This window comes from Mycobacteroides chelonae CCUG 47445, assembly GCF_001632805.1.
In the GTDB taxonomy this organism is placed as follows: Bacteria; Actinomycetota; Actinomycetes; order Mycobacteriales; family Mycobacteriaceae; genus Mycobacterium; species Mycobacterium chelonae.
The window spans coordinates 1,638,241-1,661,042 of the sequence record NZ_CP007220.1 but is presented as its reverse complement, the minus strand read 5'-3'; the positions used below and the strand labels follow the sequence as shown (position 1 = coordinate 1,661,042).

The window sequence follows — 22,802 nt, the reverse complement described above, 5'->3', positions numbered from 1 at the left end:
CCGGCACTCACCCGCAGTCGTACTGCACTCCGATACCGCGCGGTGGAGTTGCCCGCTTGGTGCATCCGTACACCTCAAGCTCGTCGCTCATTCGGATGGCCGAGTGATGCGGGTAGTTCACGCAATACAGACCCTTCTGGTCCGATCTGCATTGGTAGTCACCGAATTTCAGCCGCTTGCCGTGTTCCAACGGCAGGCCCACTCCCTCGCTGAACGGCCCGGGGTCTCCATGCAGGCTCCCCACGGTGACGGTCGCTCCGTCGAAACTCACCCAGCCCGAGATCCATTGGCCGGGCAAATCGGGAGGACGGGGCGGCGCATTGCGAATCCCCGGCAGACAGGACAGCGGCATCTTGTACTTGAACGCCGTGATGCATCCCCCGATGACCCGGGGACCAAGCTCACCGGGTGAGCGGAACGCCACCTCACCTTCGGACAGCTCAGACGGTGCGCCGTCCTGATCGACCGTGCGAAATTCCTCGGCGTCGACGGGCTCACCCGCCTCAATCCAATGGGTCACCGACTCCACGGACGCATGCGGCCCCGGCGCAGGTGCGGGAGAGAACGTCGACGTCGTCGGAGGCATCTGGCGCGAAGTACTTACCGATGGCGCGGTGGATGATGTCGACGGCCCCTGCTGCGTGTGTGCGGCACAACCCGCGACCAGAAAGATCAGGCACAACACGCTCCAGACACGCACCCGGTGAGCGTAGCTTCTCCTCCGCATTGGGTAGGGTCCCTCGGCGTGACTCAGAGCGTGACCGTGAAATCTGTAAATGCCCGCCTCGCTGCCGAACTGGAGGTCGCCGAGGCCCAGGTCGCGGCGGCTGTGCGGCTGCTCGACGAGGGTGCCACGGTCCCATTCATCGCGCGTTACCGCAAGGAAGTCACCGGCAGCCTGGACGACGGCCAGCTGCGCAGTCTGGAAGAGCGGCTGCGCTACCTGCGGGAACTCGACGAACGCCGCGCCGCGGTGCTGTCCTCCATCGAGGAACAGGGCAAGCTCACCGACGAGCTCAAGGTGGCGCTGCTCTCGGCCGATACCAAGGCGCGTGTCGAAGACATCTATCTGCCGTACAAGCCCAAGCGACGCACCAAGGCGCAGATCGCTCGTGAGGCCGGCCTGGAGCCGCTGGCCGACCGGCTGCTGGCGGACCCGAACCTGGTGCCCGATGAGGTGGCCTCCGAGTTCCTCACCGAGGATGTCGCAGACGCCAGCGCCGCCCTCGACGGCGCGCGCCACATCCTGATCGAGCGCGCGTCCGAGGATGCCGAACTCGTCGGTGCCACCCGCACCAAGTTCTGGGCGGACGGTGCGCTGCGCACTGCCCCATGGTCGGAGGACGCCGCGAAAACCGAAGCGGCACAAAAGTACCGTGATTACTTCGAGTTCTCCGAAGCCCTGGAGACCATGCCCTCGCACCGCGTGCTCGCCGTCATGCGCGGCGAGAAGGAGCAGGTCCTGGCCCTGAATTTCGACGGCGGCGACGACGCACCGTATGAGGCCATGGTCGCGCAGTCCCTCGGGGTCAACCTCACCGCCAAGACCCCGGCGACGCCGTGGCTGGCCGGTACCGTCCGGGTCGCCTGGCGGGCCAAGCTCATGTTCTCCGCCTCCGTCGATGCCCGCCTCAAGCTGCGTCAACGCGCTGAGGAAGACGCCGTCGGCGTCTTCGCCCGCAACCTCAAGGATCTGCTCCTCGCGGCCCCCGCCGGCACGCGCGCCACCCTCGGCCTGGACCCCGGGTTCCGGACCGGCGTCAAGGTGGCTGTGGTGGACGGCACCGGCAAGGTGGTCGATACCTGCGCGGTCTACCCGCACCAGCCGCAGAAGAAGTGGGACGAGGCCAAGGCCACGCTCGCGGCGTTCGTCGCCCGCCATGGTGTCGAGCTGATCGCCGTCGGCAACGGCACGGCCTCACGCGAAACCGATGCTCTGGCAGCCGAACTCATCGCCGACATCAAGGCCGCCGGTGCCAAGGCCCCGACGAAGGCGATGGTCAGTGAGGCGGGCGCATCGGTGTATTCGGCCTCCGCTTACGCCGCGCATGAGCTCCCCGAACTCGACGTGACGCTGCGGGGTGCGGTCTCGATCGCACGGCGCCTGCAGGATCCGCTGGCCGAGCTCGTGAAGATCGAGCCCAAATCGATCGGCGTCGGGCAGTACCAGCACGACGTCACTCCCGGCACCCTCGCGCGCAGCCTCAACGCCGTCGTCGAAGACGCCGTCAATGCCGTGGGTGTCGACCTGAACACCGCCTCGGTGCCGCTGCTGGCGCGAGTCTCCGGGGTGACGGAATCCCTGGCCGAGTCCATCGTCGCGCACCGCGAGAAGGTGGGCGCATTCCGTAGCCGCAAGGGCCTGTTGGAGGTTCCCCGCCTGGGCCCCAAGGCCTTTGAACAGTGCGCCGGATTCCTGCGTATCCGTGAAGGCGACGACCCGCTCGATGCGTCCGGCGTGCATCCCGAGTCCTACCCGGTGGTGCGCAAGATTCTGGATCGCTCCGGTGTCACCCTCGCCGAACTGATCGGCAACGAGCGATCGCTGCGCTCGCTCAAGCCCGCCGATTTCGCCGACGACCGGTTCGGGATTCCCACCGTGACAGACATTCTCGGCGAGCTGGAGAAGCCGGGACGCGACCCGCGACCCGCGTTCACCACGGCCACCTTCGCCGCGGGCGTCGAAAAGGTCTCGGACCTGAAGGTCGGCATGGTGCTCGAGGGTGTGGTGACCAACGTCGCCGCCTTCGGCGCGTTTGTCGATGTCGGTGTGCACCAGGACGGCCTCGTGCACGTGTCGGCGATGTCGGATCGGTATGTCTCCGACCCCCACGAGGTGGTCAAGTCCGGCCAGGTGGTTCGGGTCAAGGTCACCGAGGTCGACATTCCGCGTCAGCGCATCGGTCTGACCCTGCGCCTCAATGACGATCCACAACAGGGCAAGCGTCCCGAGCGTTCCGGCGCTCCCCGCCGTGACGACAGGAACCGCGACGACCGGAATCAGGGTCGCCGGAACCAGAACCGCGACAAGAATTCCCGCCAGCGGGAAGAGTCTCGTCCGACGGGTTCGATGGCGGACGCACTGCGCAACGCAGGTTTCGGGCGGTAGACGACGACTACCCGCGCCGCTTTTCGGTGGCGGCACAGAACCGATCTCGGGCCTGATCCGCTGTGAGATTCGTGCGCCGTAGGTCGTATGACGTCGCCAGCCGACAAGGACCGGCGGTGCCGTCCAACCGAACGCCATCGTTCTGAACCGACAAGATCGGCGCAAGCTCGTCACCATCGAACCGATAGATCCGCGTGAGCCAGCTGCGTGTTGGGCCGGTCCCGTACTCCGCGATAAAACCGTCTCCGGCATGCCAGAAGTCACTGCCGAACAGTGCACCGACATCATGCATCACGTCATCAGGCAAGTGCGGTGCGCGCACCGCACGGAACTGCGTGGACTCGCCGGAGGTCCGCCACAGCGCCCAGTGCGAATTCGGATGCGCGCCACCGGTGTCCAATGACAGGAGCAGCTCATCTCGGCCGTCGCCGTCCAAATCTCGCAGCAGCATGATGCCGGATTCGGGCGAGTCCTCGATGGCGTGGCTGACCGTTTGAACCATCACTCCGGAACGAGTGAAGATGCGAATCCGGGCAGATGTTCCAACAATCCGTTTCTCGAACCGGAGCCCCAGCGCGTCGGTCGAGGTGAGCTCGCAGTTCTTGGCACCGACGCTACTGAAGATGTTCCTGCACTGCGCGAGCGAATCGGCGCCGACACGACAGGACGGCACCCCCGCAGCGCAGAGCAGCGCTACCGCGAATGCCAATAGCCGTCGTACCCGGAGCATAGACGCAGCGTAACCGCTTGCCGCTCGCTTGTCGGTCCCCCTGGCTAACCTTGCGCCGTGCTCACCACCATCGCCATCCGGGGGTACCGGTCGTTGCGCGATATTGTGCTGCCCCTTACCCAACTCACAGTCGTCACCGGCGCTAACGGCACCGGGAAATCCTCCCTATACCGGGCACTGCAGCTACTGGCCGACTGCGGCCGCGGCGAGATCATCGGCTCGCTGGCGCGCCAGGGCGGACTGCAATCGGCGATGTGGGCAGGGCCGGAGTATCTCAAGGGCGCACGACGCACCGGCACCGTTGAGCCTACGGTCCGCACCCGACCTATCTCGATCGAACTAGGTTATGCGTCAACAGATTTTGGCTATCTGGTGGACCTCGGACTGCCGATTCCCAGCGATTCCGCCTTCGGCCGGGACCCGGAGATCAAGCGTGAGGTCGTGTTCACCGGACCATCGGTTCGCCCGAGCTCGACCCTGGTCCGCAGAACCCGCCCCGTGGTTGAGGCCCGCGCGGAGTCGGGGCGCGGGTTCGAGGGTTTCAGTCGCTCGCTGCCGACCTATCGCAGCGTGCTCTCCGAATTCCCCGGCAGGTTTCCGGAGTTGGGCGCCGTCCGGGATACGCTGCGCGGCTGGCGGTTCTACGACGGCTTCCGTGTCGACATGCTCTCCCCGGCACGCCAGCCCCAGATCGGTACGCGCACAACAGTGCTCTCGAATGATGGCAGCGATCTGGCTGCCGCTATCCAGACCATCATCGAGACTCGCAGTGACATCCTGGACAGAGTTGTCGCCGACGCATTCGACGGCGCCTCGGTGGCCGTTGCGGTTCGTGAGGGTGTCTTCGATCTGCAGGTGCAGCAGTCCGGCATGCTGCGCGCATTGCGCGCGGCCGAATTATCCGATGGCACTCTGCGTTTCCTGCTGTGGGCGGCAGCGCTGCTCAGCCCTGAACCACCACCACTGATGGTGCTCAACGAGCCGGAGACCTCACTGCATCCGGATCTCATCGCACCGCTGGCGACCCTCATTCGCGCCGCTGCGGCGAAAACCCAGGTGGTGGTGATCACCCACGCCAATGCGTTGGTGGATCATCTTGCGGCGCGGCCGCTGCGCGAGATCCTCGCCGGCGATGAGGATCGATTCGATGATGCGGGATCAGCGGTGCGGCTCGAACTCGTCAAAGACTGGGGCGAGACGCAGATCGTGGGACTTGACGCGCTCAAAGCCCCGTCATGGCATTGGGGTACCCGGTAGGCAGGGCGCCGCATCACCACTGGTTGTTGAGCTTGGCGCCGCCGCTGTTGATGGCGCTCTGGTGGCTGGCATCGCCGGTCTGGGTGACGGCGTGATGATGATGTGCGCTCTGGCTGCTGCCTTCGGCCACGACACTGGGTGCGGCCATCATCCAGAGGCCGGCGATGACGGGAGCGAGCACTGCGAGTACCAATCCGGCCCAGATGACGACCTTGCCGGCTGCGTTGGCGACGAAAGTGTTCATGGTCATTTCCTTTGCATTGGAGGATGTCTTGCTCATGAATCAATCGTCGATCCGAGGGAGATCAGGCAGTAGACCTCGCGAATTTGTGGGCTCACAAGGCAGATTTGTGCCTAACATGGATCATGTTGAGCAGCCGGATGCCAGAACTGTCCGCATTCGAGGTGCTGCTGGGTATCGCCAGGACCGGCAGTCTCGGTGCGACGGGTCGCGATCTCGGCCTGACACAGCAGGCCGTATCGGCACGTATCGCCTCCCTCGAAGCACAGACCGGCGTGCCACTGGTCACCAGAACTCCACGCGGGTCTCAGCTCACCACCACCGGCGTCGCGGTAGCCGAATGGGCCGCCAAGCTGCTGGCGGTCGCCACGCAGGTCGACACCGCGCTGGCATCACTGCGCGAAGAGAGCCGGGCCCGCGTCAAGGTCGCGGCGAGCCAGACCATCGCCGAGCAGCTGATGCCGCGCTGGTTGGTGTCGTTACAGGCTGCCGCGGCACGCTTGGGCACCTCGGCTGCCACCGTGGTGCTCACCGCGACCAACAGCGAGCACGCCGCCGAAGCGGTGCAGGACGGCAGCACCGACGTCGGATTCATTGAGAGCCCCCTCGCACCCAAGGGCCTACGCAGCAAGGTGGTGGCCCACGACCAACTCGTCGTCGTGGTAGCGCCGGATCACAAGTGGGCCAAGCGAACCCGCCCCGTGATCCCCATCGAGCTCGCCCAGACACCGTTGGTCGCGCGCGAGGCCGGATCGGGTACCCGAGACTCGCTGACCGCAGCGCTGCACGCCGCGCTCGGCACCGTCGAGCAGACCGCGCCTGTCCTGGAGCTTTCCTCCGCCGCGGCGGTACGGGCAGCGGTACGCGCGGGAGCCGGCCCCGCGGTGATGAGTGCGTTGGCGGTCGGCGACGACTTGGCCATGGGCAGACTCCGCGCCGTCACGGTGACCGATATCGACCTGCACCGCGATCTTCGCGCCATCTGGCGCGGAGCGCGCGTACCACCTGCCGGGGCCGTCCGTGACCTTCTCAGCCATATCGTGGGATTCCGGGGCTCGCGTTGAGAGTTAGTTGCTCCGGGTGAGCCGAAGGGTTGCCAGATAACCGAGGCACACTGTTGGGTAGACCGTCGAACCTCAGGAAGGGAGCGCAGTGACCGAAGCGTCACGGGACAACGTTCTGATCGTCCATTGGCACGACCTCGGTCGCTACCTGGGCGTCTACGGGCATCCCGATGTGTCCAGCCCACACCTGGACCAGCTGGCGGCCGACGGCATCCTGTTCACCCGCGCACATGCCACAGCACCGCTGTGTTCACCATCGCGCGGCTCGCTTTTCACCGGCCGATACCCGCAGAGCAATGGCCTCATCGGCTTGGCCCATCACGGCTGGGAGTATCGCGCCGGCGTGCGCACACTCCCCCACATTCTGTCCGGATCGGGCTGGCACACAGCGCTGTTCGGAATGCAGCACGAAACGGCGTATCCCGCGACGCTGGGATTCGACGAGTACGACGTGTCGAACTCGTATTGCGAATACGTGGTGGAGCATGCGTCCCGGTGGTTGCGCAATTCTCCCAAGGCACCGTTTCTGCTCACCGCTGGATTCTTCGAAACACATCGCCCGTTTCCACGGGAGCGCTATGAACCCTCCGATGCCGACACGGTGAACGTCCCCGACTATCTGCCCGACACCCCGGAGGTGCGCGACGACCTGGCCGAGTTCTATGGCTCAATTGCGGTGGCCGATGCCAAAGTCGGTGAATTGCTGGACGTGTTAACCGAGACGGGCCTCGACGAGAACACCTGGGTCGTCTTCATGACCGATCACGGCCCGGCATTGCCGCGCGCCAAGTCCACCCTGTACGACGCCGGCACCGGCATCGCGCTGATCGTGCGCCCCCCACGTGGCCGACGCACCGAGTCACTGCGATACGACGAGCTCTTCAGCGGGGTCGATCTGCTGCCCACGCTCCTGGAATTACTCGGTGTCGACATTCCCGGGGAAATTCAGGGAATTTCCCACGCCGGTAATATCCTGAAACCAGCAGACGAATTAGAACAAGTCCGCTCCGAACTTTTCACCGCCAAGACATATCACGATTCCTTTGACCCCATTCGGGCTATTCGGACAAAGAATTACAGCTATATAGAGAATTACGCACCCAGGCCGGTCCTGGACCTGCCATGGGACATTGCCGACAGCCCCCCGGGCCGGGCTGTCGCCACGCACATCACCAATCCACGCCCGCACCGGGAGCTCTACGACCTTGTCGCAGACCCGGGAGAAGCACATAACCTGCTGGGACTGGATGCCGATCCGGAGGCGCGGGCCGTCGCCGACGACTTGGCGCTGCGCCTCAACGACTGGCGCGAGAAGACCCTCGACGTCATTCCCTCGGATTTTGCGGGCACACGCATATCTGAGCGCTACACCGAGACATTCCTGCGCATCCATGGCCGCCCTGGAGCGAACCGTTCCGCCATCGCCGACGAACGCGGCATCGAACAATAGTTATGTTCGCTATGATTGCAATTCACGGCGAACCCAATTAGTCGAATACAAAACAATTGCGGTTAGGCTACTGCGCATGCCCGAACATCCCACCGCATATCTGGTGCTCGCCTCGCAGCGCAGTGGCAGCACACTCCTGGTGGAATCTCTGCGCGCAACCGGTGTAGCGGGCGAGCCGCAGGAGTTCTTCCAGTACCTGCCCACCACGAGCCAGTCCCCGCAGCCGCGGGAGTGGTTCGCCGACGTCCAGGACGAGTCGATCCTGCGTCTGCTCGATCCGCTGGACGCGGGCAAGCCCGACCTGGCGCCCGCCACCATCTGGCGCGATTACATCCGCACCGTGGGGCGCACCCCCAACGGAATCTGGGGCGGCAAGCTCATGTGGAACCAGACCCCGCTACTGCTGAACCGCGCCCAAGGTCTTCCCGACCGATCCGGCGACGGTCTACTCGCCGCGATACGCGACGTCGTCGGCAGCGACCCGGTGCTGGTGCACGTATACCGACCAGACGTGGTGTCCCAAGCGGTTTCGTTCTGGCGTGCGGTGCAGACCCGCGTGTGGCGCGGACGCCCCGACCCGGTCCGCGATGCCCGCGCCGAATATCACGCAGGGGCCATCGCTCATGTCATCACCATGTTGCAGGCGCAAGAAGCGGGGTGGCGCCGCTGGTTCGCCGAGGAGAACATCCAGCCCATCGATGTCTCGTACCCCTTCCTGTGGCGCAACCTGACGCAGGTGGTGGGCACCGTGCTGGAGGCATTGGGCCAAGACCCCCGACTCGCACCGGCACCGGTGCTGGAACGGCAGGCAGATCAGCGGTCTGACGACTGGGTGGACCGCTACCGGAGCGATGCGGAACGAGAGGGACTGCCACTATGAGCGACACCGCGACAACGCCCGATCTATTACAGGTCAACGAGCTTCGGCTGTTGGAGGCCGAGGCGGTGCACATCATCCGGGAGGTGGTTGCCGAGCTACAACGCCCGGTACTGCTGTTCTCGGCGGGCAAGGACTCAATCGTCCTGCTGAGGTTGGCCGAGAAGGCATTTCGCCCCGCGCCATTGCCCTTCCCCGTGCTGCACGTCGACACCGGGCACAACTTCCCCGAGGTCATCGAGTTCCGTGACCGCCGCACCACCGGGCACGGACACAAGCTGATCGTGGCCTCGGTGCAGGACACGATCGACGCGGGGCGCGTCGCCGACCCTGGCCCGGGCGCCTCACGCAACCGTCAGCAGACGCGCACCCTGCTGGATGCGTTGGAGGCCGGCGATTTCGACGCCGCATTCGGCGGCGCCCGCCGTGACGAGGAACGCGCCCGAGCCAAGGAACGCATCCTGAGCTTCCGCGACGAGTTCGGGCAATGGGATCCACGGGCACAACGTCCCGAACCCTGGTCGCTGTACAACGGCCGTATCCGTAAGGGCGAACAGGTCCGGGTCTTTCCGTTGAGCAACTGGACCGAACTGGATATCTGGCGCTACATACAGCTGGAAAACCTTGAGCTGCCGTCGATCTACTACGCACACCAACGCGAGGTGTTCGAGCGTGACGGCATCCTGCTGGCCACCTCCGAGTACGCCACCCCGCAGGGCGACGAGGCGGCAGCCACCGAGTGGGTGCGCTACCGCACCGTCGGCGACATGACGATCACCGGCGCGGTCCGCTCCCAGGCCACCGAGATCGAAGGGGTGATCGCGGAGATCTCCGTGGCCACCGTGTCTGAGCGCGGCGAGACTCGCGCCGATGACCGCACATCCGTGGCCGCCATGGAAGACCGGAAACGAGAGGGCTACTTCTGATGAGCACCCACACCGCGGTGGACACCCGCCAACTACTGCGCATCGCCACCGCCGGTTCGGTGGACGACGGCAAGAGCACCCTCATCGGGCGACTGCTACATGACACCGACAGCCTGCCGGTCGACCACCTGGAGGCCGTCACCGACGACGAGGGAAACGCCGACCTCGCTGCGCTTTCAGACGGACTGCGCGCCGAACGCGAGCAGGGCATCACGATCGACGTCGCCTACCGCTTCTTCTCCACCGCGACCCGCAGCTACATCCTGGCCGACACACCGGGTCACGAGCGCTACACCCGCAACATGTTCACCGGCGCCTCTAACGCGCATGTCGCGATCCTGCTGGTCGACGCCCGAGCCGGTGTGCTTCGCCAGACCCGTCGCCACGCCCGCATCGCAAAGCTGTTGGGTATCAAGCATTTCGTGGCCGCGATCAACAAGATCGATCTGGTCGACTTCGATGCGGAGCGGTTCGCGGAGGTCGAACGCGAGTTGCATCTGCTGGCCGACCGGCTCGGCAAGGTAGACATCACCGTCATTCCTATCGCGGCCAAGCTCGGCGACAATGTGGTGCACCGCTCCGAGAACACCGCCTGGTACAGCGGGCCGACTCTACTCGAATACCTTGAGAATGTTGAGCTTTCGCCCCCGCAACCGGAGGCCGCCAAACTGCGTCTGCCCGTGCAGTGGGTGTCGCGCCCAACGGCCGATCAGCGTCGCCGATACACCGGCCGGTTGGCCGGTGGCACCCTCAGCGTCGGAGACCCGGTGGTGAACCTGCCGTCGGGAACTCGGTCGACCGTGACGGTGGTCGACACTCTGGATGAGAACCGTTCCACCGGTGTGGCCCCACTGTCGGTGTCGATCGAGTTGGCCGACGACATCGATGTGGGCCGCGGCGACGTGCTGGTGAGCGGCGTAGAGGATGCGGTGCTACCGGTGCTGGCGCGCGAGCTGGACGCCACGGTCTGCTGGTTCACCAACGGCCCGCTACGGGCCGGTGACCGGCTCGCACTCAAGCAGGGCACCCGGACGGTGCGGGCCACCGTTCAGGCTCTGCACACCCGGCTGTACCCGGAAACTCTCGACGAGCTGGACGGTCCGGTTGAGTTGGCGCTCAACGACATCGGCTCGGTGACTCTGCGCACCAGCTCGGTCGTGGTGGCCGACTCCTACGCCGACAGCAGGGATAGCGGCGCGTTCATCCTGATCGATGAGGCATCCAACGACACCGTCGGCGCCGGAACCATCACCGAGGCACGCGAGGTAAAACCGGAGACGCACTCGCGGACCGATATCCGGTGGCATCCCTCGGCCCTGGACCGCGAATACCGCTGGGACAGCACCACTCAGCGCGGCGCCATCATCTGGTTCACCGGCCTGCCCGCGTCCGGCAAGTCGACCATCGCGGTAGCGGTGGAACGGGCGCTGGTGGAGTCCGGCCAGGTGGCCTACCTACTCGACGGCGACAACCTGCGCCATGGACTTTCCGATGACCTCGGGTTTTCACCGGGCGACCGCGCCGAGAACATTCGCCGGGTGTCACACCTGGCGCGGCTCTTCGCCGACGCCGGGGTGGTCGCGCTGGCATCACTGGTGTCACCGCTGCGCTCCGATCGGGAGACCGCACGCAGCATCAACGCCGCGGCCAAACTGCCGTTCATCGAGGTATACATCTCCACCCCGCTGGCCGAATGCGAGAAGCGGGACCCCAAGGGGCTGTATGCACGGGCTCGCGCCGGCGAATTGAAGGGGTTGACGGGCGTGGAAGCACCCTACGAAGCTCCGGAAAATCCAGAACTCGTTCTCGACACCACCGGTGCCGATATCGACGGCCTGGTGGCTCAGGTGATCGACGTTCTTAACCGCGCTCGCTGAGCGCGGTTAAGAACGAACCGGCTTAGGTACGGCTGGCCGCGCGCTCGAGAACGGGACGCTGCTCGGGGCAGTACTCGTCGATGGAAGCGCCCAGGAACTGCCACTTCTGCTCGGTAGAGGTGTTGCGGTCCAGGTTCTTGGTCAGGAAGCTGGTGGCCTGGTAGGCGTCCTTGTCCAGACCGGTGTCTAGACGATGGCAGGCAATCTTGCCGAGGTAGGCAGTCTTGTCCGGCGGCGCGTAGATGCCGTAGGAGTGCAGTGTCTCGTTGAAGCTGACGTCATCGGCATGCGCCGGGGAGGCCATGGCGATCGCGGCAGCACCCGCACCCATCGCGATCATCGCAGTAAGACTGAGTCCCTTCATGCCGGTGAGTCTACATCCGTTGACCTCATGGGACATAGGTTCAACGATGTCATCGTGATTGACACCACTACCGGGGCCTCAAGATCGCGTAAAGACCCATGAAAAGCGCTACATCCGGGTCTACTCTCCCTCGGTGGTTTCTGCGCCCCCGACCCAGCCCGTGCCGCCGCGCGTCGCCGACCCGCGGCTGCGCCGCGTCCTGAAGGATGACGCACACAAACTGACTGCCGTCGGCGGCCTCGCCGCGCTGTCCCTGGATGCGCTGTCCTCGGTGGCCTACGGCCCGGAGGCCATCGTCCTGGCCCTGATCGCCGGCGGCGTTGGCGCCGTCGCCTTCACCTTGCCGGTGGCCATCGCGATCTCGGTGCTGCTCATCGTGTTGGTGTTCTCCTACCGCCAGGTGATCGCGGTACACCCCGAAGGTGGCGGCTCCTACGCCGTGGCCAAGAAGGACCTCGGCCGGGGCGCGAGCCTGCTGGCGGCCGCGAGCCTCGTCGTCGACTATGTGCTGACTGTCGCGGTGAGCCTGGCTGCGGGGGCGGCGAGCCTGGCGAGCGCCTTTCCCGCCCTCGCCCCCGCACCTGCTGTCCATCACGCTGATCGGACTGGCCATCCTGACCGTCCTCAATCTCATCGGCATCAGCGAGTCGGCCAAGGTGCTCATGCTGCCGACCTTCGTCTTCATCGTGTGCATCCTCGCGGTCATCGTCTTTGGGTTGTCACATCCCACCCCCGTGGCCGTCATCGGCAAGGACCTCGGCCCCATCGAACCGGTCAGCGCGCTCGGAATCATCCTGGTTCTCAAGGCATTCGCGGCCGGATGTTCGTCGCTGACGGGTGTCGAGGCCATCGCGAACGGCGTCCCGGCATTCAAGACACCCGCCATCAAACGGGCCCAGCACACCGAGGTCGCGTTGGGAATTCTCTTGGGCGTCATGTTGATCGGACTGAGCATCCTCATCAAGGCGCACCATGTGGTCCCCCGCGGCGACGTCACCATTCTGGCGCAGCTTTCCGCTGCCGCCTTCGGCACCGGAATCCCCTTCTACATCACCAATGTGACCGTCGCCCTGATCCTCGGGTTCGCCGCCAACACCAGCTTCGGTGGGTTGCCGGTGTTGATGAGTCTGCTCGCCAAAGACGATCGGATGCCTCATCTCTTCGCGTTGCGGGCCGAGAAGCCGGTCTACCGATACGGTGTGGCGGCACTGGCCGCCTTCGCGGCGGTGATCCTCATCGCCAGCGGCGCCGACACCCACCGGCTGCTGCCCCTGTTCGCGATCGGTGTGTTCATCGGATTCACCATCAGCCAAGCCGGTTTGGTCAAACACTGGTTTTGTGCCCGCACCCCGGGCTGGCACTGGAAGGCCGCACTGAACGGGTTCGGCGCGGCCCTGTCGGCCATCGCCATGGTCGTGTTCTTCAGCAGCAAGTTCACCGAGGGTGCGTGGCTGCTGGTCATCGTCATTCCCCTGCTGATTCTGCTTTTCGGGCGCACCGAGAACTACTACCAGGGCGTCAAACGCGAACTGGAGCTCGATGAATTGCCCACGCTGACACCCAATCCCCCCGATCAAACACCCCTGGTGATCGTGCCGATCGACGACATCAACAAACGAACGGTTCAGCTACTCGAGGCGGCATTGCACCTCGGTGGCGAGGTGGTGCCGGTCACGATCAGCCGCACGGATCAGAAGGCGCACGCCATGACCAAACGCTGGGATCAATGGAACCCCGGGCTTGAGCTCGTGGTGCTGCCGACCGCACACCGATCGCTGGTGACACCACTGGTGGAGTACGTCAAGAAGCGTCAGTCCGACGGTCGCCAGGTGACCGTGCTCATCACCGAGATCAAGACCAAGCGCCGCTGGCACCAGATCCTGCACAATCAGACCGGAATTGTGCTGACGGCCAATCTCATTGATCGCACCGACGCGATTGTCGCGAACTATCCATACCGCATGAACTGACGGCGCACACCGCCGTCAGTTGGCCGCCTGCGCGGGCACCTTCTCGGCGACGGCGTCGTCTGTGTGATCGTCGAGCATGGTGGTTTCGTCGAACGGATCGGCACCGGAGAGCACCGTCTTGATCCGCTCACGATCCGTCGTCTTGGTCCAGGTTCCGATGAGCAACGTGGCCACCGCATTACCGGAGAAGTTGGTCAGCGCCCGCGCCTCCGACATGAACCGGTCGATGCCGACAATCATCCCGACCCCGTCGATCAAGTCGGGCCGATGGCTCTGCAATCCACCCGCCAGCGTGGCCATGCCGGCACCGGTCACCCCGGCCGCGCCCTTGGAAGCGATAATCATGAACGCCAGCAGCGAGATCTGCTCACCGATCGACAACGGCTTGCCCATCGCGTCGGCGACGAACAATGAGGCCATCGTCAGATAAATCGCCGTCCCATCCAGGTTGAACGAGTAGCCGGTCGGGACAACGATTCCCACCGTCGACTTCTCGACACCGAGGTGCGTCATCTTCGCGATCAGCCGCGGCAGCGCCGATTCAGAGGAGGACGTCGAAACGATCAGCAGATACTCGCGCGCCAGGTAGCGCACCAGCTTGAAGATCGACACCCGGGCCACCGCCCACAGCAGCGCGCCCAGCACACCGAAGATGAAGATCACACACGTGGTGTAGAAGCCGAGCATGAGTGCGCCCAGCTCCTTCACGGCGTTCCAGCCGGTCTGGCCGACCACGTTGGCGATGGCGCCGAAGGCGCCGATGGGCGCCAGCCAGAGCACCATGATGAGGACCTTGAAAACGAGCTTCTGAAGCATCCCGACACCGCGCACAATCGACTCACCGGTGGATCCCAGGGCCTGCACCGCGAAACCGACAAGCAGCGCGATGAACAGCGTCTGCAGCACGCTGCCTGAGGTCAGTGCCGAGAACATCGTCTCCGGCACAATCGATTTGATGAAATGCCAGGTGCCACCGGCGGCATGCGCCTGGTCGGCATACTTGGCACCCGCCCCCTGATTCGCCCCGGACAAATGCAACCCGGTGCCGGGCGCGAGCAGGTTGCCGACAACCAGGCCGATCGCGAGCGCGACGGTCGACATCGCCAGGAAGTACACGAACGCCAGCCCGCCGACGCGGCCGACACTGGCGGCCTTGCGCACCGATCCGATGCCCAACACGATCGTGCAAAAGATCACCGGACTGATCATCATTTTGATGAGGCTGACGAAGATCTCGCCGAGCACGCCCACCGACTTGCCGAACCCCGGCCACAGCATGCCGACCACGACGCCCAGCACCACCGCGACGATGACCGCGATATAGAGCCAATGGGTGCGGTCCTTGCGTTTCTTGGGCGGGGCGCTCTCGGAAGCCGTGGATTCGGTCACTGTCATGGCCCCTATCGTGCCGTACCATGACCGGGATCACAGCACGGCCCCGCCCATTGACCCACGTGCGGCGATGAACTGCCGGAAACACGGCCGACGGGCTTTCACCTGCATCGATAGGTTGGCGGGTACCCTGGCGGCCATGGACAGCAACCGCCGCGACGATGCGGCCGCCCAGGGCGGCTCCACGTCATACGGGTCGTGGTCGCAGTCCAGCCAACCGTTGGATTACCCCGATGACCCGGCTTACGCCTCGCAAGCGTTTGAGTATCCCGCGCTCTCCAGCACTGCCCAGCCCAACCAAACGGCCGTGCTGCCGCAGCAATACGGGTCCTACGGTCCTCCCCCACAGGATCCCCCGCCCCCGCGCCGATCGAACACCTTCTGGCTATGGGTCGTCGGGATCGGGGCGCTGGTCGTCATCATCGCGCTCATCGCCACACTCGTCGTTCTGATTCAGCGCCAGGATGAGCAGCCCCCCACAGTTATCGCCACTCCCTCCACCCGAACCTCGACGACCACCGCGCCCAGCGTGCCGAGCCTCCCCCCGATACCGAGTTTCACCATTCCCCCAATTCCGGTGAATCCTCCGACACAGGGAAGCCAGGCGGCCACCGAGACCGTCGTCTATGAGGTGTCCGGACGCGGCCCCGCCCTCAACATCACCTACTTCGACGCCAGCGGCTCCCTGCAGATGGAGTTCAACGTCAAGCTGCCGTGGCGCAAGGAAGTCAAGCTCAACTCCGAACAGTTGACGAACGCCGTCGTGATCGCCGCCGATTTCTCGCACGACGTGTCCTGCACCCTGCTCGTCAACGGCGCGCAGAAGAGCAACACCTCGGGAAAGATGGCGACCTGTAGCGGTATGGGCTAGCTTGCGCCGCTGATGTTTTCGCCGGTCACCGGATGGTATCGGGGAACCTTCACGAACATCACCGCCACCATGCCCAGCGCGATCATCAGCACCGGACCGGCGATTCCCGCGCGGGTGGCGTGGAACAGCAGCGCGAAGACGGCGAAAAGCCACGGACCGACGAAAGAGACCGCCCGCCCGGTCATGGTGTAGAGGCCGAAGACGAACGCTTCCCGGCCCGCCGGCGCCATGCGCAGCACCAGCGTTCGGGCCGCAGACTGGGGCGGGCCGACGAACGCGGCGATCGCGAGCCCACAGATCCAGAACGAGGGCTCACCGGACAGACACATCATCACGATGCCGAGGGTGACGATCGCGACCAAGGAGCCGACGATGATCCCCTTGGAACCCAGACGAGTGTCGATCAAACCGCCGACAATCGCACCCGCCGCCGCCATCACATTCCCGGCCACACCGAACAACGTGATGTCCGCCCCGGATAAGTGGAAGACCCCATTGGCGATGACGGGGGTCAGCGCGAACATCGCGACCATTCCATCGCGGAAGATCGCGCTTGCCCCCAGGAAGTAGATGATGCGTCGATCCATGTGCCACTGCTCTACGAGGTCACGCCACAACTCCCGGTACACCCCGAAAAACCCGGGCGAGCTGGGTGGCGGGTCCTCCGGATCTGCCACCGGACGGCTGAGCACGAGCGGCAGCGCGAACACCGCGAACCACGCCGCCGCCAACAACGCGGAGACTCGCACGTCATATCCGTCGGCGGCGGGTATGTGGAGGAGGCCGCGGGTCGGTCCGTCCCCCGAGATGAAGCCCAAATAGCAGATCAGCAGAACGACAACGCCGCCGATGTAGGCGGCCGCCAGGCCGAGCCCGGATACCCGCGAGGCGTTGGCGGATGTGGTGAGTCCGTGCAGCGTCGCGTTGTAGGGAACCTGCGCTAGTTCGTTGAATACCGAACCGGCGCAATACAACCCGAGGCCCAACCAGAGGTAACGGTTGTCCTCACGCACCAGGCTCATCGCCGTGGCGACCGCCACCACCAATGTGGTGAGTGTGCCCAGCGCAATACGGCGCCGTTGTGGCGTGTCCGCCCATACCCCGATCACCGGTGCGAGCAGGAAAACAAGGACACCGCCCAGGCCCATCATCCAGCCGAGGAGTCCCTGCGGGACGCCATCGGGCATCCCGGCGCCGACCCGACCCGTCAGATACGGCGTGAAGATGAACATCACGATGACGGTGTTGAAGGCCGCAGACCCCCAGTCAAACGCCGCCCAGGCAGCTATCCGGCCACGTGAGGTGGGGGTGTCCGATTGTCGGTCCGGTCCTGGGTCTTGACGCCCCACAGGCTCCTCGACGCCAGGCATGCTCATTAACGACAAGCGTAGCTTGGCCTACGAACGCCGCCCGATGCTCTTCGCGCGGGCGCTCATCGCAAACCTTTACGATTGCCCCATGCCGATACCCGCACCAAGTCCCGATGCCCGCGCCGTTGTCACCGGAGCCTCTCAGGGGATCGGAGCGGCGCTTGCCGAAGAGCTTGCCGCCCGCGGACACAGCCTCATCGTCACCGCCCGCCGCGGCGAGATCCTCAATGATCTGGCCAACACCCTCACCGAGAAGACGGGGGTGATCGTCGAGGTGCGCGCAGTGGACCTCGCCGACCCTGGTGCGCGCGGCGCTCTGTGCACGGAATTGTCCGAGCGCAACATCTCGATCCTGTGCAATAACGCGGGGACCGCAACGTTCGGACCCATCCGTAGCCTGGATCCCGAGGGCGAACGCAAGCAGGTGCAGCTCAACGCGGTTGCGGTGCATGACCTTACGCTGGCGGTACTGCCGGGCATGCTTGAGCGTGGGGCCGGCGGCATCCTCATCTCGGGCTCGGCTGCTGGGAACTCTCCGATTCCCAACAATGCCACCTACGCCGCGACCAAGGCATTCGCGAACACCTTCTCCGAGTCGCTGCGCGGTGAACTCAAGGGCACCGGGGTGCATGTCACGCTGCTGGCACCCGGACCTGTGCGCACCGTCGAACCCGACCCCGCCGAGGCCTCGATTGTCGACAAGGTGGTCCCGGACTTCCTGTGGATCAACGGGGAGTACACCGCTCGCGTGTCACTGAATGCCCTGGAACGCAACAAGATGCGCGTCGTGCCCGGCATCACTTCCAAGGCGATGTCGGTAGCCGCGGGGTATGCGCCGCGTGCCATCGTGGCCCCGATCGTGGGCAGCTTCTACAAGAAGCTCGGCGACTGACCCTCGTCCCGTAAGTCCAGTAGCGCGGCACGGGCGGCCGTGATCCTCGCCTGATCAAGTGCTTGATCAGGATCGACGATGACACCCTTGGACCGCAGGAAGACGTCGACCGAGGCCCACAACGTCTCGGCAAGTCGTTGGCCCACAGCCTCATCGGGTGCGGCACCCTGTGCTGCTTGCCATATCGCTGTCGTCGCCGCCGTACCGATCAATGCGGCGGCCAGCTGATCGACACCGGCGGGATGCACGTTGACCCGCTCGAGGAACGATGACATCGCCGCGGCCAGTTCAGCGATCGCCCCATCGTGCCGAAGCGCCGGGGCGGACTTTCCGCGCACACTCACCATCTGATGTTCGAAAAGGAATCGGGTCGACTGCGGATACCGCTGCACCAGCTCGATGAAGCGGGATGCTGCGCGCTGCGCGGATTTTCGCGGCGGGATAGCGATGTCGACGGCCGAGGTCAGCTGCCGCCGGATGGCCCCCACCATGGCCTGCGCCACCGAGTCGAAGAGGTCGTTGCGGTCTTCGAAGTGCCTGTACAGCTTGGGTTTAGCGGAGTGCGCCGCGCGGACGACGTCCTCCACTGTGGCTGACGGGCCGTTTCTCTCGATTGCCACCACCGCCGCCGAGACAAATTTTCGGCGCACACGAACCTTGTGCTGAGCCCATCGGTCGCGCCGCGCATCGCCGCCATCCGCCATGCCATTGACGATACGCGAAGTACCCGGTACTTTTCGGTACTACCTACGAAATGCCGGACTGAGCAGCGGGAGGCATGTCATGTCGCAAACGCCTATCGATCACGACTCACCTATCGAACGCACGGCGGTGCGGCTCCTGCGCTCATCGGTCGAGCGTTCCTACAACCCGGAGGTGGATGTCGATTGGGACGCCCCCGACGTGCCGGGCCTGCGCTACGTGCCCGACAAGTACATCTCGCTGTTCGGCACGAAAATGTTCGAGCGGATGACCGAGGACGAGAAGATCACACTCGGGCGGCTGGAGGCATCGGCCCTGGCCAGTTGGGGCATTCTTGCCGAGAGCGCCTTGATGCATCCGATGCTCAAGCTGGCCTCAGTCAGCGATCCCCGCAGCGCCACAGCGCAATACGCTCTGACCGAAGTCGCCGACGAGTGCCGCCACTCGGTGATGTTCGGCCGCCAGATCAACACACTGAGCGACCGCAGCTATGACCCGCCCAAGATCGCCCGGGCATTGGTGGGCATCACTGCGCTCGCACCGTTGTCCGCGACGATCTTCTCGATGATGCTCATGGTCGAGGAGATACTGGACCGATTGCAGCGCCAGACCATGAATGACGAGACGCTGCAACCCCGCACCCGTGCGATCGCCAAGATTCACGTCATCGAAGAGGCCCGCCACATCAGCTACGCCCGCACAGCGCTGAACCGCGCGGTCACACGAACGGGCCGCGGCCGAATGGCCGTCGAGCGCGTGATCGTCGCCGCCGGGGCATCGGTAATCCCACTGGTCATGGTGCAACCGGCCGTGTACCGCGACGCCGGGCTTCCACCCCTCAAGGCGACGTGGGCGGCACTACGCAATCCGCACTATCACGCAAATCTGCGGTTCTTCGGCGAGCGCCTCGTCCGCGTCATGGATGAGGCGAACATGCTGGAGGGCCGTCTGGTGCAGTTCCTCTGGCAGCGCTCCCGGATGTTGCCCGAAGGCTTTGTGCCACAGTCGAAACGGGCAGCAGAAGCCTAGATCAATGAGCTGCTCGGCGGCCCTTACTTCTTACCCATATTGCGGATGAGCTGCTTGCCCAGCGCGCTGAGGAAGCTCTGAAAGCTCCTGTTGCTGAGTAGGCGCCGCCACCAGCTGGGCTTCTCGGGTGCCGGCTTGGCGCCCTTCTTCGCGGGAGCCTCGAGGGGTGCGTCCTGCGCTGCCTGGGCTGCCTTCTCGGCGAGGACCTCGAAGGCGGATCGCGAATCGACCGTCTGGCCGTACTTGGATTGCAGGGGGCTGGACGCGGCGGCGGCCTTGATGGCGTCATCACCGATGGCGGCCATCAGCGAGCGCGGCGCGCGCATCCGGGTCCACGCCACCGGCGTCGGCGCGCCTCTCTCGGAGAGCACCGTGACGATCGCCTCGCCGATGCCCAGCGAGGTCAGCGCCGTGCCCATGTCGTACACGTCGGTCTTGGGATAGGTCTTGACGGTCTTGGTAAGGGCCTGCTGGTCCTCGGGTGTGAAGGCACGCAGCGCGTGCTGAATGCGCGCACCCAACTGCGAGAGCACGTTGTTGGGCACGTCAGTGGGCAGCTGGGTGCAGAAGAAGACGCCAACACCCTTGGACCGGATGAGCTTGACCGTCTGCTCCACCTGCTCCAGGAACGCCTTCGACGCGTCGGCGAACAGCAGGTGCGCCTCGTCGAAGATGAACACGAGCTTCGGCTTGTCAACGTCGCCGACCTCGGGCAGCTTCGTGAACAGGTTGGCCAGAATCCACATCAGGAAAGTGGAGAACAGAACCGGCCGCGCAGCCTGCGCCCCTAGCTCGACAAGCGTGATAACGCCCTTGTCTCCGGATGTACGCATCAGATCGTTCGGATCGATTTCGGGTTCGCCGAAGAACGTGTCGCCGCCGTCGGCCTCCAGGTTGATCAGCGCTCGCAGGATCACGCCCGCCGTCGCCGCCGACACGCCACCGAGGTTCTTCAGGTCCGCCTTGCCCTCGTCGCTGGTCAGGTACGTGATGACCGCGCGCAGATCCTTCAGATCCTGCAGTGGTAGCTGCTGTTGGTCTGCCCAGTGGAAGATCAGCCCCAGCGTGGATTCCTGGGTGGCGTTGAGCCCCAGCACCTTTGACAACAAGATCGGCCCGAAGCTACGGATGGTGGCGCGGATGGGCACACCGATTCCGGTGGTACCGAGGGACACGAACTCCGCCGGGAAGCCCGAGGCCGCCCAATCGTCGCCGGTGTCCTTGGCACGTGCCGCCGTCTTGTCGCTGGCCTCGCCGGGCTTGGAGATGCCGGACAGGTCACCCTTGACGTCGGCCATGACCACCGGCACTCCCGCGGCGCTGAGCTGCTCGGCGATCACCTGAAGGGTCTTGGTCTTACCGGTACCGGTCGCGCCGGCGATGAGGCCGTGCCGGTTGAGGGTCGCCAACGGAATGCGGATACGCGCCGCAGGATCGACGGTGCCGTCGACCACGACCGACCCCAGTTCAAGTGCCTGACCTGTGGTGGCGTATCCGGCGGCGATCTGCTGTGCGGGCGTGGATCCCGCGGTGGTCTGCTCGGCCATGGCCACGACCCTAATGCCCCCAACCGTCTCCGTCATCGCTCAGTGTGGCGTCGACACGGGATTGCTCGCGAAATTCCGTGCTGACGTCACACTCACGGATCGCACGTACCGCTAATGTGGTCAGACTGTGAGTGCCCCACGCGATGAACTGGTCTGGATCGACTGCGAGATGACCGGGCTCGACCTCGGCTCAGACAAACTGATCGAGATCGCCGCCCTGGTCACCGACGGCGACCTCAACATCCTCGGCGAGGGTGTTGACCTCGTCATTCACGCCGACGATGCGGCGCTGGCCGCGATGCCCCCGGTGGTCAAGGACATGCATGCCAAGTCCGGGCTCACCAATGAGGTCCGCAAGTCGACGGTCACCTTGGAAGAGGCCGAGGCGCAGGTGCTCGACTACATCCGCCAGCACGTGCCCTCGGCCAAGGTCGCTCCCCTGGCCGGGAACTCCATTGCCACTGACCGCGGATTCATCGCACGGGATATGCCCGCGCTCGACGAGTTCCTGCACTACCGGATGATCGACGTCAGCTCCATCAAGGAGCTCTGCCGCCGCTGGTACCCGCGGATCTACTTCGGCCAGCCCGACAAGGGCCTGGCCCACCGGGCGCTGGCCGACATCAAGGAGTCGATCCGCGAGCTGCGCTACTACCGGCGCGCCGCCTTCGTGCCCGACCCCGGGCCCTCTACCAGTGACCTTGTCGCGATCGTGGCGAACCTGGACAACGCTGCGGATACCGATTCGGCCTAAGGCGCCATCACCGGTTAAGATCTTTCACGCCGCTTCGCGCGGCAATGGTGGCTGTAGTTCAGTTGGTAGAGCACCAGGTTGTGATCCTGGCTGTCGCGGGTTCGAGTCCCGTCAGCCACCCCGCAGGTGGGAGGTCATTTTTGGCCTCCCACCTTTTGCATTCGGAGCAACCCTTGCATCCTTAGCGCAACCTTGTGGATGTGCATCAGAGTTCTGACTGACTCAGCCTGCGATCAGATTCAATCCCCCCGAACTGCATATCCGCACCGATGCAGCTAGAGCCGATTTGTTTCCGAGAAAGGGCCTCATGAACTACTGGTGCACTCGGCGGTCGCAACACTAAGGCCAGTTCAGGCACAGCGCGTAGTGACCGGCCACGA

At 64.8% G+C, this 22,802-nt stretch carries 19 protein-coding genes, 1 tRNA gene and 1 pseudogene; 13 read left to right on the top strand and 8 right to left on the bottom strand.

Translation table 11 applies throughout. From position 1 onward, the window contains the following. Positions 1 to 7: 7 nt before the first annotated feature. Positions 8 to 700, bottom strand: coding sequence for a hypothetical protein (locus tag BB28_RS08210; protein ID WP_046253137.1), 693 nt, complete (start codon positions 698 to 700; stop codon positions 8 to 10). Positions 701 to 745: 45 nt separating this feature from the next. Between BB28_RS08210 and BB28_RS08205 the strand changes: the two genes are divergently transcribed. Next, positions 746 to 3,109, top strand: a complete 2,364-nt coding sequence (locus tag BB28_RS08205) for a Tex family protein (protein ID WP_046253136.1) — start codon at positions 746 to 748, stop codon at positions 3,107 to 3,109. 7 nt (positions 3,110 to 3,116) lie between these two features. Here BB28_RS08205 and BB28_RS08200 read toward each other — a convergent pair whose 3' ends face one another. Then, a complete protein-coding gene (locus tag BB28_RS08200) occupies positions 3,117 to 3,839 on the bottom strand; it encodes a hypothetical protein (RefSeq protein WP_046253135.1) in 723 nt (240 codons plus the stop codon). A gap of 57 nt (positions 3,840 to 3,896) precedes the next feature. Between BB28_RS08200 and BB28_RS08195 the strand changes: the two genes are divergently transcribed. Beyond that, complete coding sequence (locus BB28_RS08195; protein WP_046253134.1) at positions 3,897 to 5,096, top strand: AAA family ATPase; 1,200 nt, start codon at positions 3,897 to 3,899, stop codon at positions 5,094 to 5,096. Between the two features lie 13 nt (positions 5,097 to 5,109). Here BB28_RS08195 and BB28_RS08190 read toward each other — a convergent pair whose 3' ends face one another. Further along, positions 5,110 to 5,376, bottom strand: a complete 267-nt coding sequence (locus tag BB28_RS08190; protein ID WP_064393441.1) for a hypothetical protein — start codon at positions 5,374 to 5,376, stop codon at positions 5,110 to 5,112. Between the two features lie 83 nt (positions 5,377 to 5,459). Here BB28_RS08190 and BB28_RS08185 point away from each other — a divergent pair, with 83 nt between their 5' ends. The 5 genes from BB28_RS08185 (at position 5,460) to cysC (ending at position 11,531) form a co-directional block, all read left to right on the top strand. Further along, a complete protein-coding gene (locus BB28_RS08185) occupies positions 5,460 to 6,401 on the top strand; it encodes a LysR family transcriptional regulator (protein WP_046255663.1) in 942 nt (313 codons plus the stop codon). Between the two features lie 88 nt (positions 6,402 to 6,489). Continuing rightward, positions 6,490 to 7,851: a sulfatase family protein gene (locus tag BB28_RS08180; protein ID WP_046253132.1), complete on the top strand. Its 1,362-nt coding sequence runs from the start codon at positions 6,490 to 6,492 to the stop codon at positions 7,849 to 7,851. A 76-nt stretch (positions 7,852 to 7,927) separates the two neighbouring features. After that, positions 7,928 to 8,731 (top strand): trehalose 2-sulfotransferase, encoded by an 804-nt coding sequence (gene stf0, locus BB28_RS08175; protein ID WP_030095061.1) that lies wholly within the window; start codon positions 7,928 to 7,930, stop codon positions 8,729 to 8,731. Next, complete coding sequence (cysD, locus tag BB28_RS08170; protein ID WP_046253131.1) at positions 8,728 to 9,654, top strand: sulfate adenylyltransferase subunit CysD; 927 nt, start codon at positions 8,728 to 8,730, stop codon at positions 9,652 to 9,654. Before stf0 ends, cysD begins: the two co-directional genes overlap by 4 nt. Continuing rightward, complete coding sequence (gene cysC, locus BB28_RS08165; RefSeq protein WP_046253130.1) at positions 9,654 to 11,531, top strand: adenylyl-sulfate kinase; 1,878 nt, start codon at positions 9,654 to 9,656, stop codon at positions 11,529 to 11,531. Before cysD ends, cysC begins: the two co-directional genes overlap by 1 nt. Positions 11,532 to 11,553: 22 nt before the next feature. On the opposite strand, the gene BB28_RS08160 is transcribed toward cysC, so the two are convergent. After that, positions 11,554 to 11,895: a DUF732 domain-containing protein gene (locus tag BB28_RS08160; protein WP_030095058.1), complete on the bottom strand. Its 342-nt coding sequence runs from the start codon at positions 11,893 to 11,895 to the stop codon at positions 11,554 to 11,556. Between the two features lie 133 nt (positions 11,896 to 12,028). Between BB28_RS08160 and BB28_RS08155 the strand changes: the two are divergent. Next, positions 12,029 to 13,865 (top strand): annotated as a pseudogene (locus BB28_RS08155) (APC family permease). A 15-nt stretch (positions 13,866 to 13,880) separates the two neighbouring features. On the opposite strand, the gene BB28_RS08150 reads toward BB28_RS08155, so the two are convergent. Further along, on the bottom strand, positions 13,881 to 15,260 hold the full coding sequence (locus BB28_RS08150) for a cation:dicarboxylate symporter family transporter (protein ID WP_046253129.1): 1,380 nt from the start codon (positions 15,258 to 15,260) through the stop codon (positions 13,881 to 13,883). Positions 15,261 to 15,396: 136 nt separating this feature from the next. Here BB28_RS08150 and BB28_RS08145 point away from each other — a divergent pair, with 136 nt between their 5' ends. Next, the gene (locus tag BB28_RS08145) at positions 15,397 to 16,128 is read left to right on the top strand and encodes an MmpS family transport accessory protein (protein WP_046253128.1); all 732 of its coding nucleotides are present in this window, start codon (positions 15,397 to 15,399) and stop codon (positions 16,126 to 16,128) included. On the opposite strand, the gene BB28_RS08140 is transcribed toward BB28_RS08145, so the two are convergent. Then, positions 16,125 to 17,498, bottom strand: a complete 1,374-nt coding sequence (locus tag BB28_RS08140; RefSeq protein WP_046253127.1) for an MFS transporter — start codon at positions 17,496 to 17,498, stop codon at positions 16,125 to 16,127. The two genes, BB28_RS08145 and BB28_RS08140, sit on opposite strands and share 4 nt — an antisense overlap. A gap of 88 nt (positions 17,499 to 17,586) precedes the next feature. On the opposite strand from BB28_RS08140, the gene cmrA reads away from it, so the two are divergent. Then, positions 17,587 to 18,390, top strand: coding sequence for a mycolate reductase (cmrA, locus tag BB28_RS08135; protein ID WP_046255662.1), 804 nt, complete (start codon positions 17,587 to 17,589; stop codon positions 18,388 to 18,390). On the opposite strand, the gene BB28_RS08130 is transcribed toward cmrA, so the two are convergent. Beyond that, complete coding sequence (locus tag BB28_RS08130; RefSeq protein ID WP_046253126.1) at positions 18,369 to 19,094, bottom strand: TetR/AcrR family transcriptional regulator; 726 nt, start codon at positions 19,092 to 19,094, stop codon at positions 18,369 to 18,371. The genes cmrA and BB28_RS08130 overlap by 22 nt on opposite strands. Before the next feature lie 79 nt (positions 19,095 to 19,173). On the opposite strand from BB28_RS08130, the gene BB28_RS08125 reads away from it, so the two are divergent. Further along, the gene (locus BB28_RS08125; protein WP_046253125.1) at positions 19,174 to 20,121 is read left to right on the top strand and encodes an AurF N-oxygenase family protein; all 948 of its coding nucleotides are present in this window, start codon (positions 19,174 to 19,176) and stop codon (positions 20,119 to 20,121) included. A 23-nt stretch (positions 20,122 to 20,144) separates the two neighbouring features. Here the strand turns inward: BB28_RS08125 and BB28_RS08120 are convergent, their stop codons facing one another. Further along, entirely contained in the window at positions 20,145 to 21,668 is a 1,524-nt protein-coding gene (locus BB28_RS08120; protein WP_046253124.1) for a helicase HerA-like domain-containing protein, read from the bottom strand. Between the two features lie 127 nt (positions 21,669 to 21,795). Here BB28_RS08120 and orn point away from each other — a divergent pair, with 127 nt between their 5' ends. Both orn and BB28_RS08110 read left to right on the top strand, forming a co-directional pair. Then, a complete protein-coding gene (gene orn / locus BB28_RS08115) occupies positions 21,796 to 22,422 on the top strand; it encodes an oligoribonuclease (RefSeq protein ID WP_030095049.1) in 627 nt (208 codons plus the stop codon). 47 nt (positions 22,423 to 22,469) lie between these two features. Next, positions 22,470 to 22,542, top strand: a tRNA-His gene (locus BB28_RS08110). The last annotated feature ends 260 nt before the right edge of the window (positions 22,543 to 22,802 follow it).

What these genes read in the sequence shown, in the direction of transcription:
- BB28_RS08200 (WP_046253135.1), bottom strand. Translation starts at nt 3,839, where the DNA reads ATGCTCCGGGTACGACGGCTATTGGCATTCGCGGTAGCGCTGCTCTGC.
- BB28_RS08190 (WP_064393441.1), bottom strand. Translation starts at nt 5,376, where the DNA reads ATGAGCAAGACATCCTCCAATGCAAAGGAAATGACCATGAACACTTTC.
- stf0 (WP_030095061.1), top strand. Translation starts at nt 7,928, where the DNA reads ATGCCCGAACATCCCACCGCATATCTGGTGCTCGCCTCGCAGCGCAGT.
- cysD (WP_046253131.1), top strand. Translation starts at nt 8,728, where the DNA reads ATGAGCGACACCGCGACAACGCCCGATCTATTACAGGTCAACGAGCTT.
- cysC (WP_046253130.1), top strand. Translation starts at nt 9,654, where the DNA reads ATGAGCACCCACACCGCGGTGGACACCCGCCAACTACTGCGCATCGCC.
- BB28_RS08160 (WP_030095058.1), bottom strand. Translation starts at nt 11,895, where the DNA reads ATGAAGGGACTCAGTCTTACTGCGATGATCGCGATGGGTGCGGGTGCT.
- BB28_RS08150 (WP_046253129.1), bottom strand. Translation starts at nt 15,260, where the DNA reads ATGACAGTGACCGAATCCACGGCTTCCGAGAGCGCCCCGCCCAAGAAA.
- BB28_RS08145 (WP_046253128.1), top strand. Translation starts at nt 15,397, where the DNA reads ATGGACAGCAACCGCCGCGACGATGCGGCCGCCCAGGGCGGCTCCACG.
- BB28_RS08140 (WP_046253127.1), bottom strand. Translation starts at nt 17,498, where the DNA reads ATGCCTGGCGTCGAGGAGCCTGTGGGGCGTCAAGACCCAGGACCGGAC.
- cmrA (WP_046255662.1), top strand. Translation starts at nt 17,587, where the DNA reads ATGCCGATACCCGCACCAAGTCCCGATGCCCGCGCCGTTGTCACCGGA.
- BB28_RS08130 (WP_046253126.1), bottom strand. Translation starts at nt 19,094, where the DNA reads ATGGCGGATGGCGGCGATGCGCGGCGCGACCGATGGGCTCAGCACAAG.
- BB28_RS08125 (WP_046253125.1), top strand. Translation starts at nt 19,174, where the DNA reads ATGTCGCAAACGCCTATCGATCACGACTCACCTATCGAACGCACGGCG.
- BB28_RS08120 (WP_046253124.1), bottom strand. Translation starts at nt 21,668, where the DNA reads ATGGCCGAGCAGACCACCGCGGGATCCACGCCCGCACAGCAGATCGCC.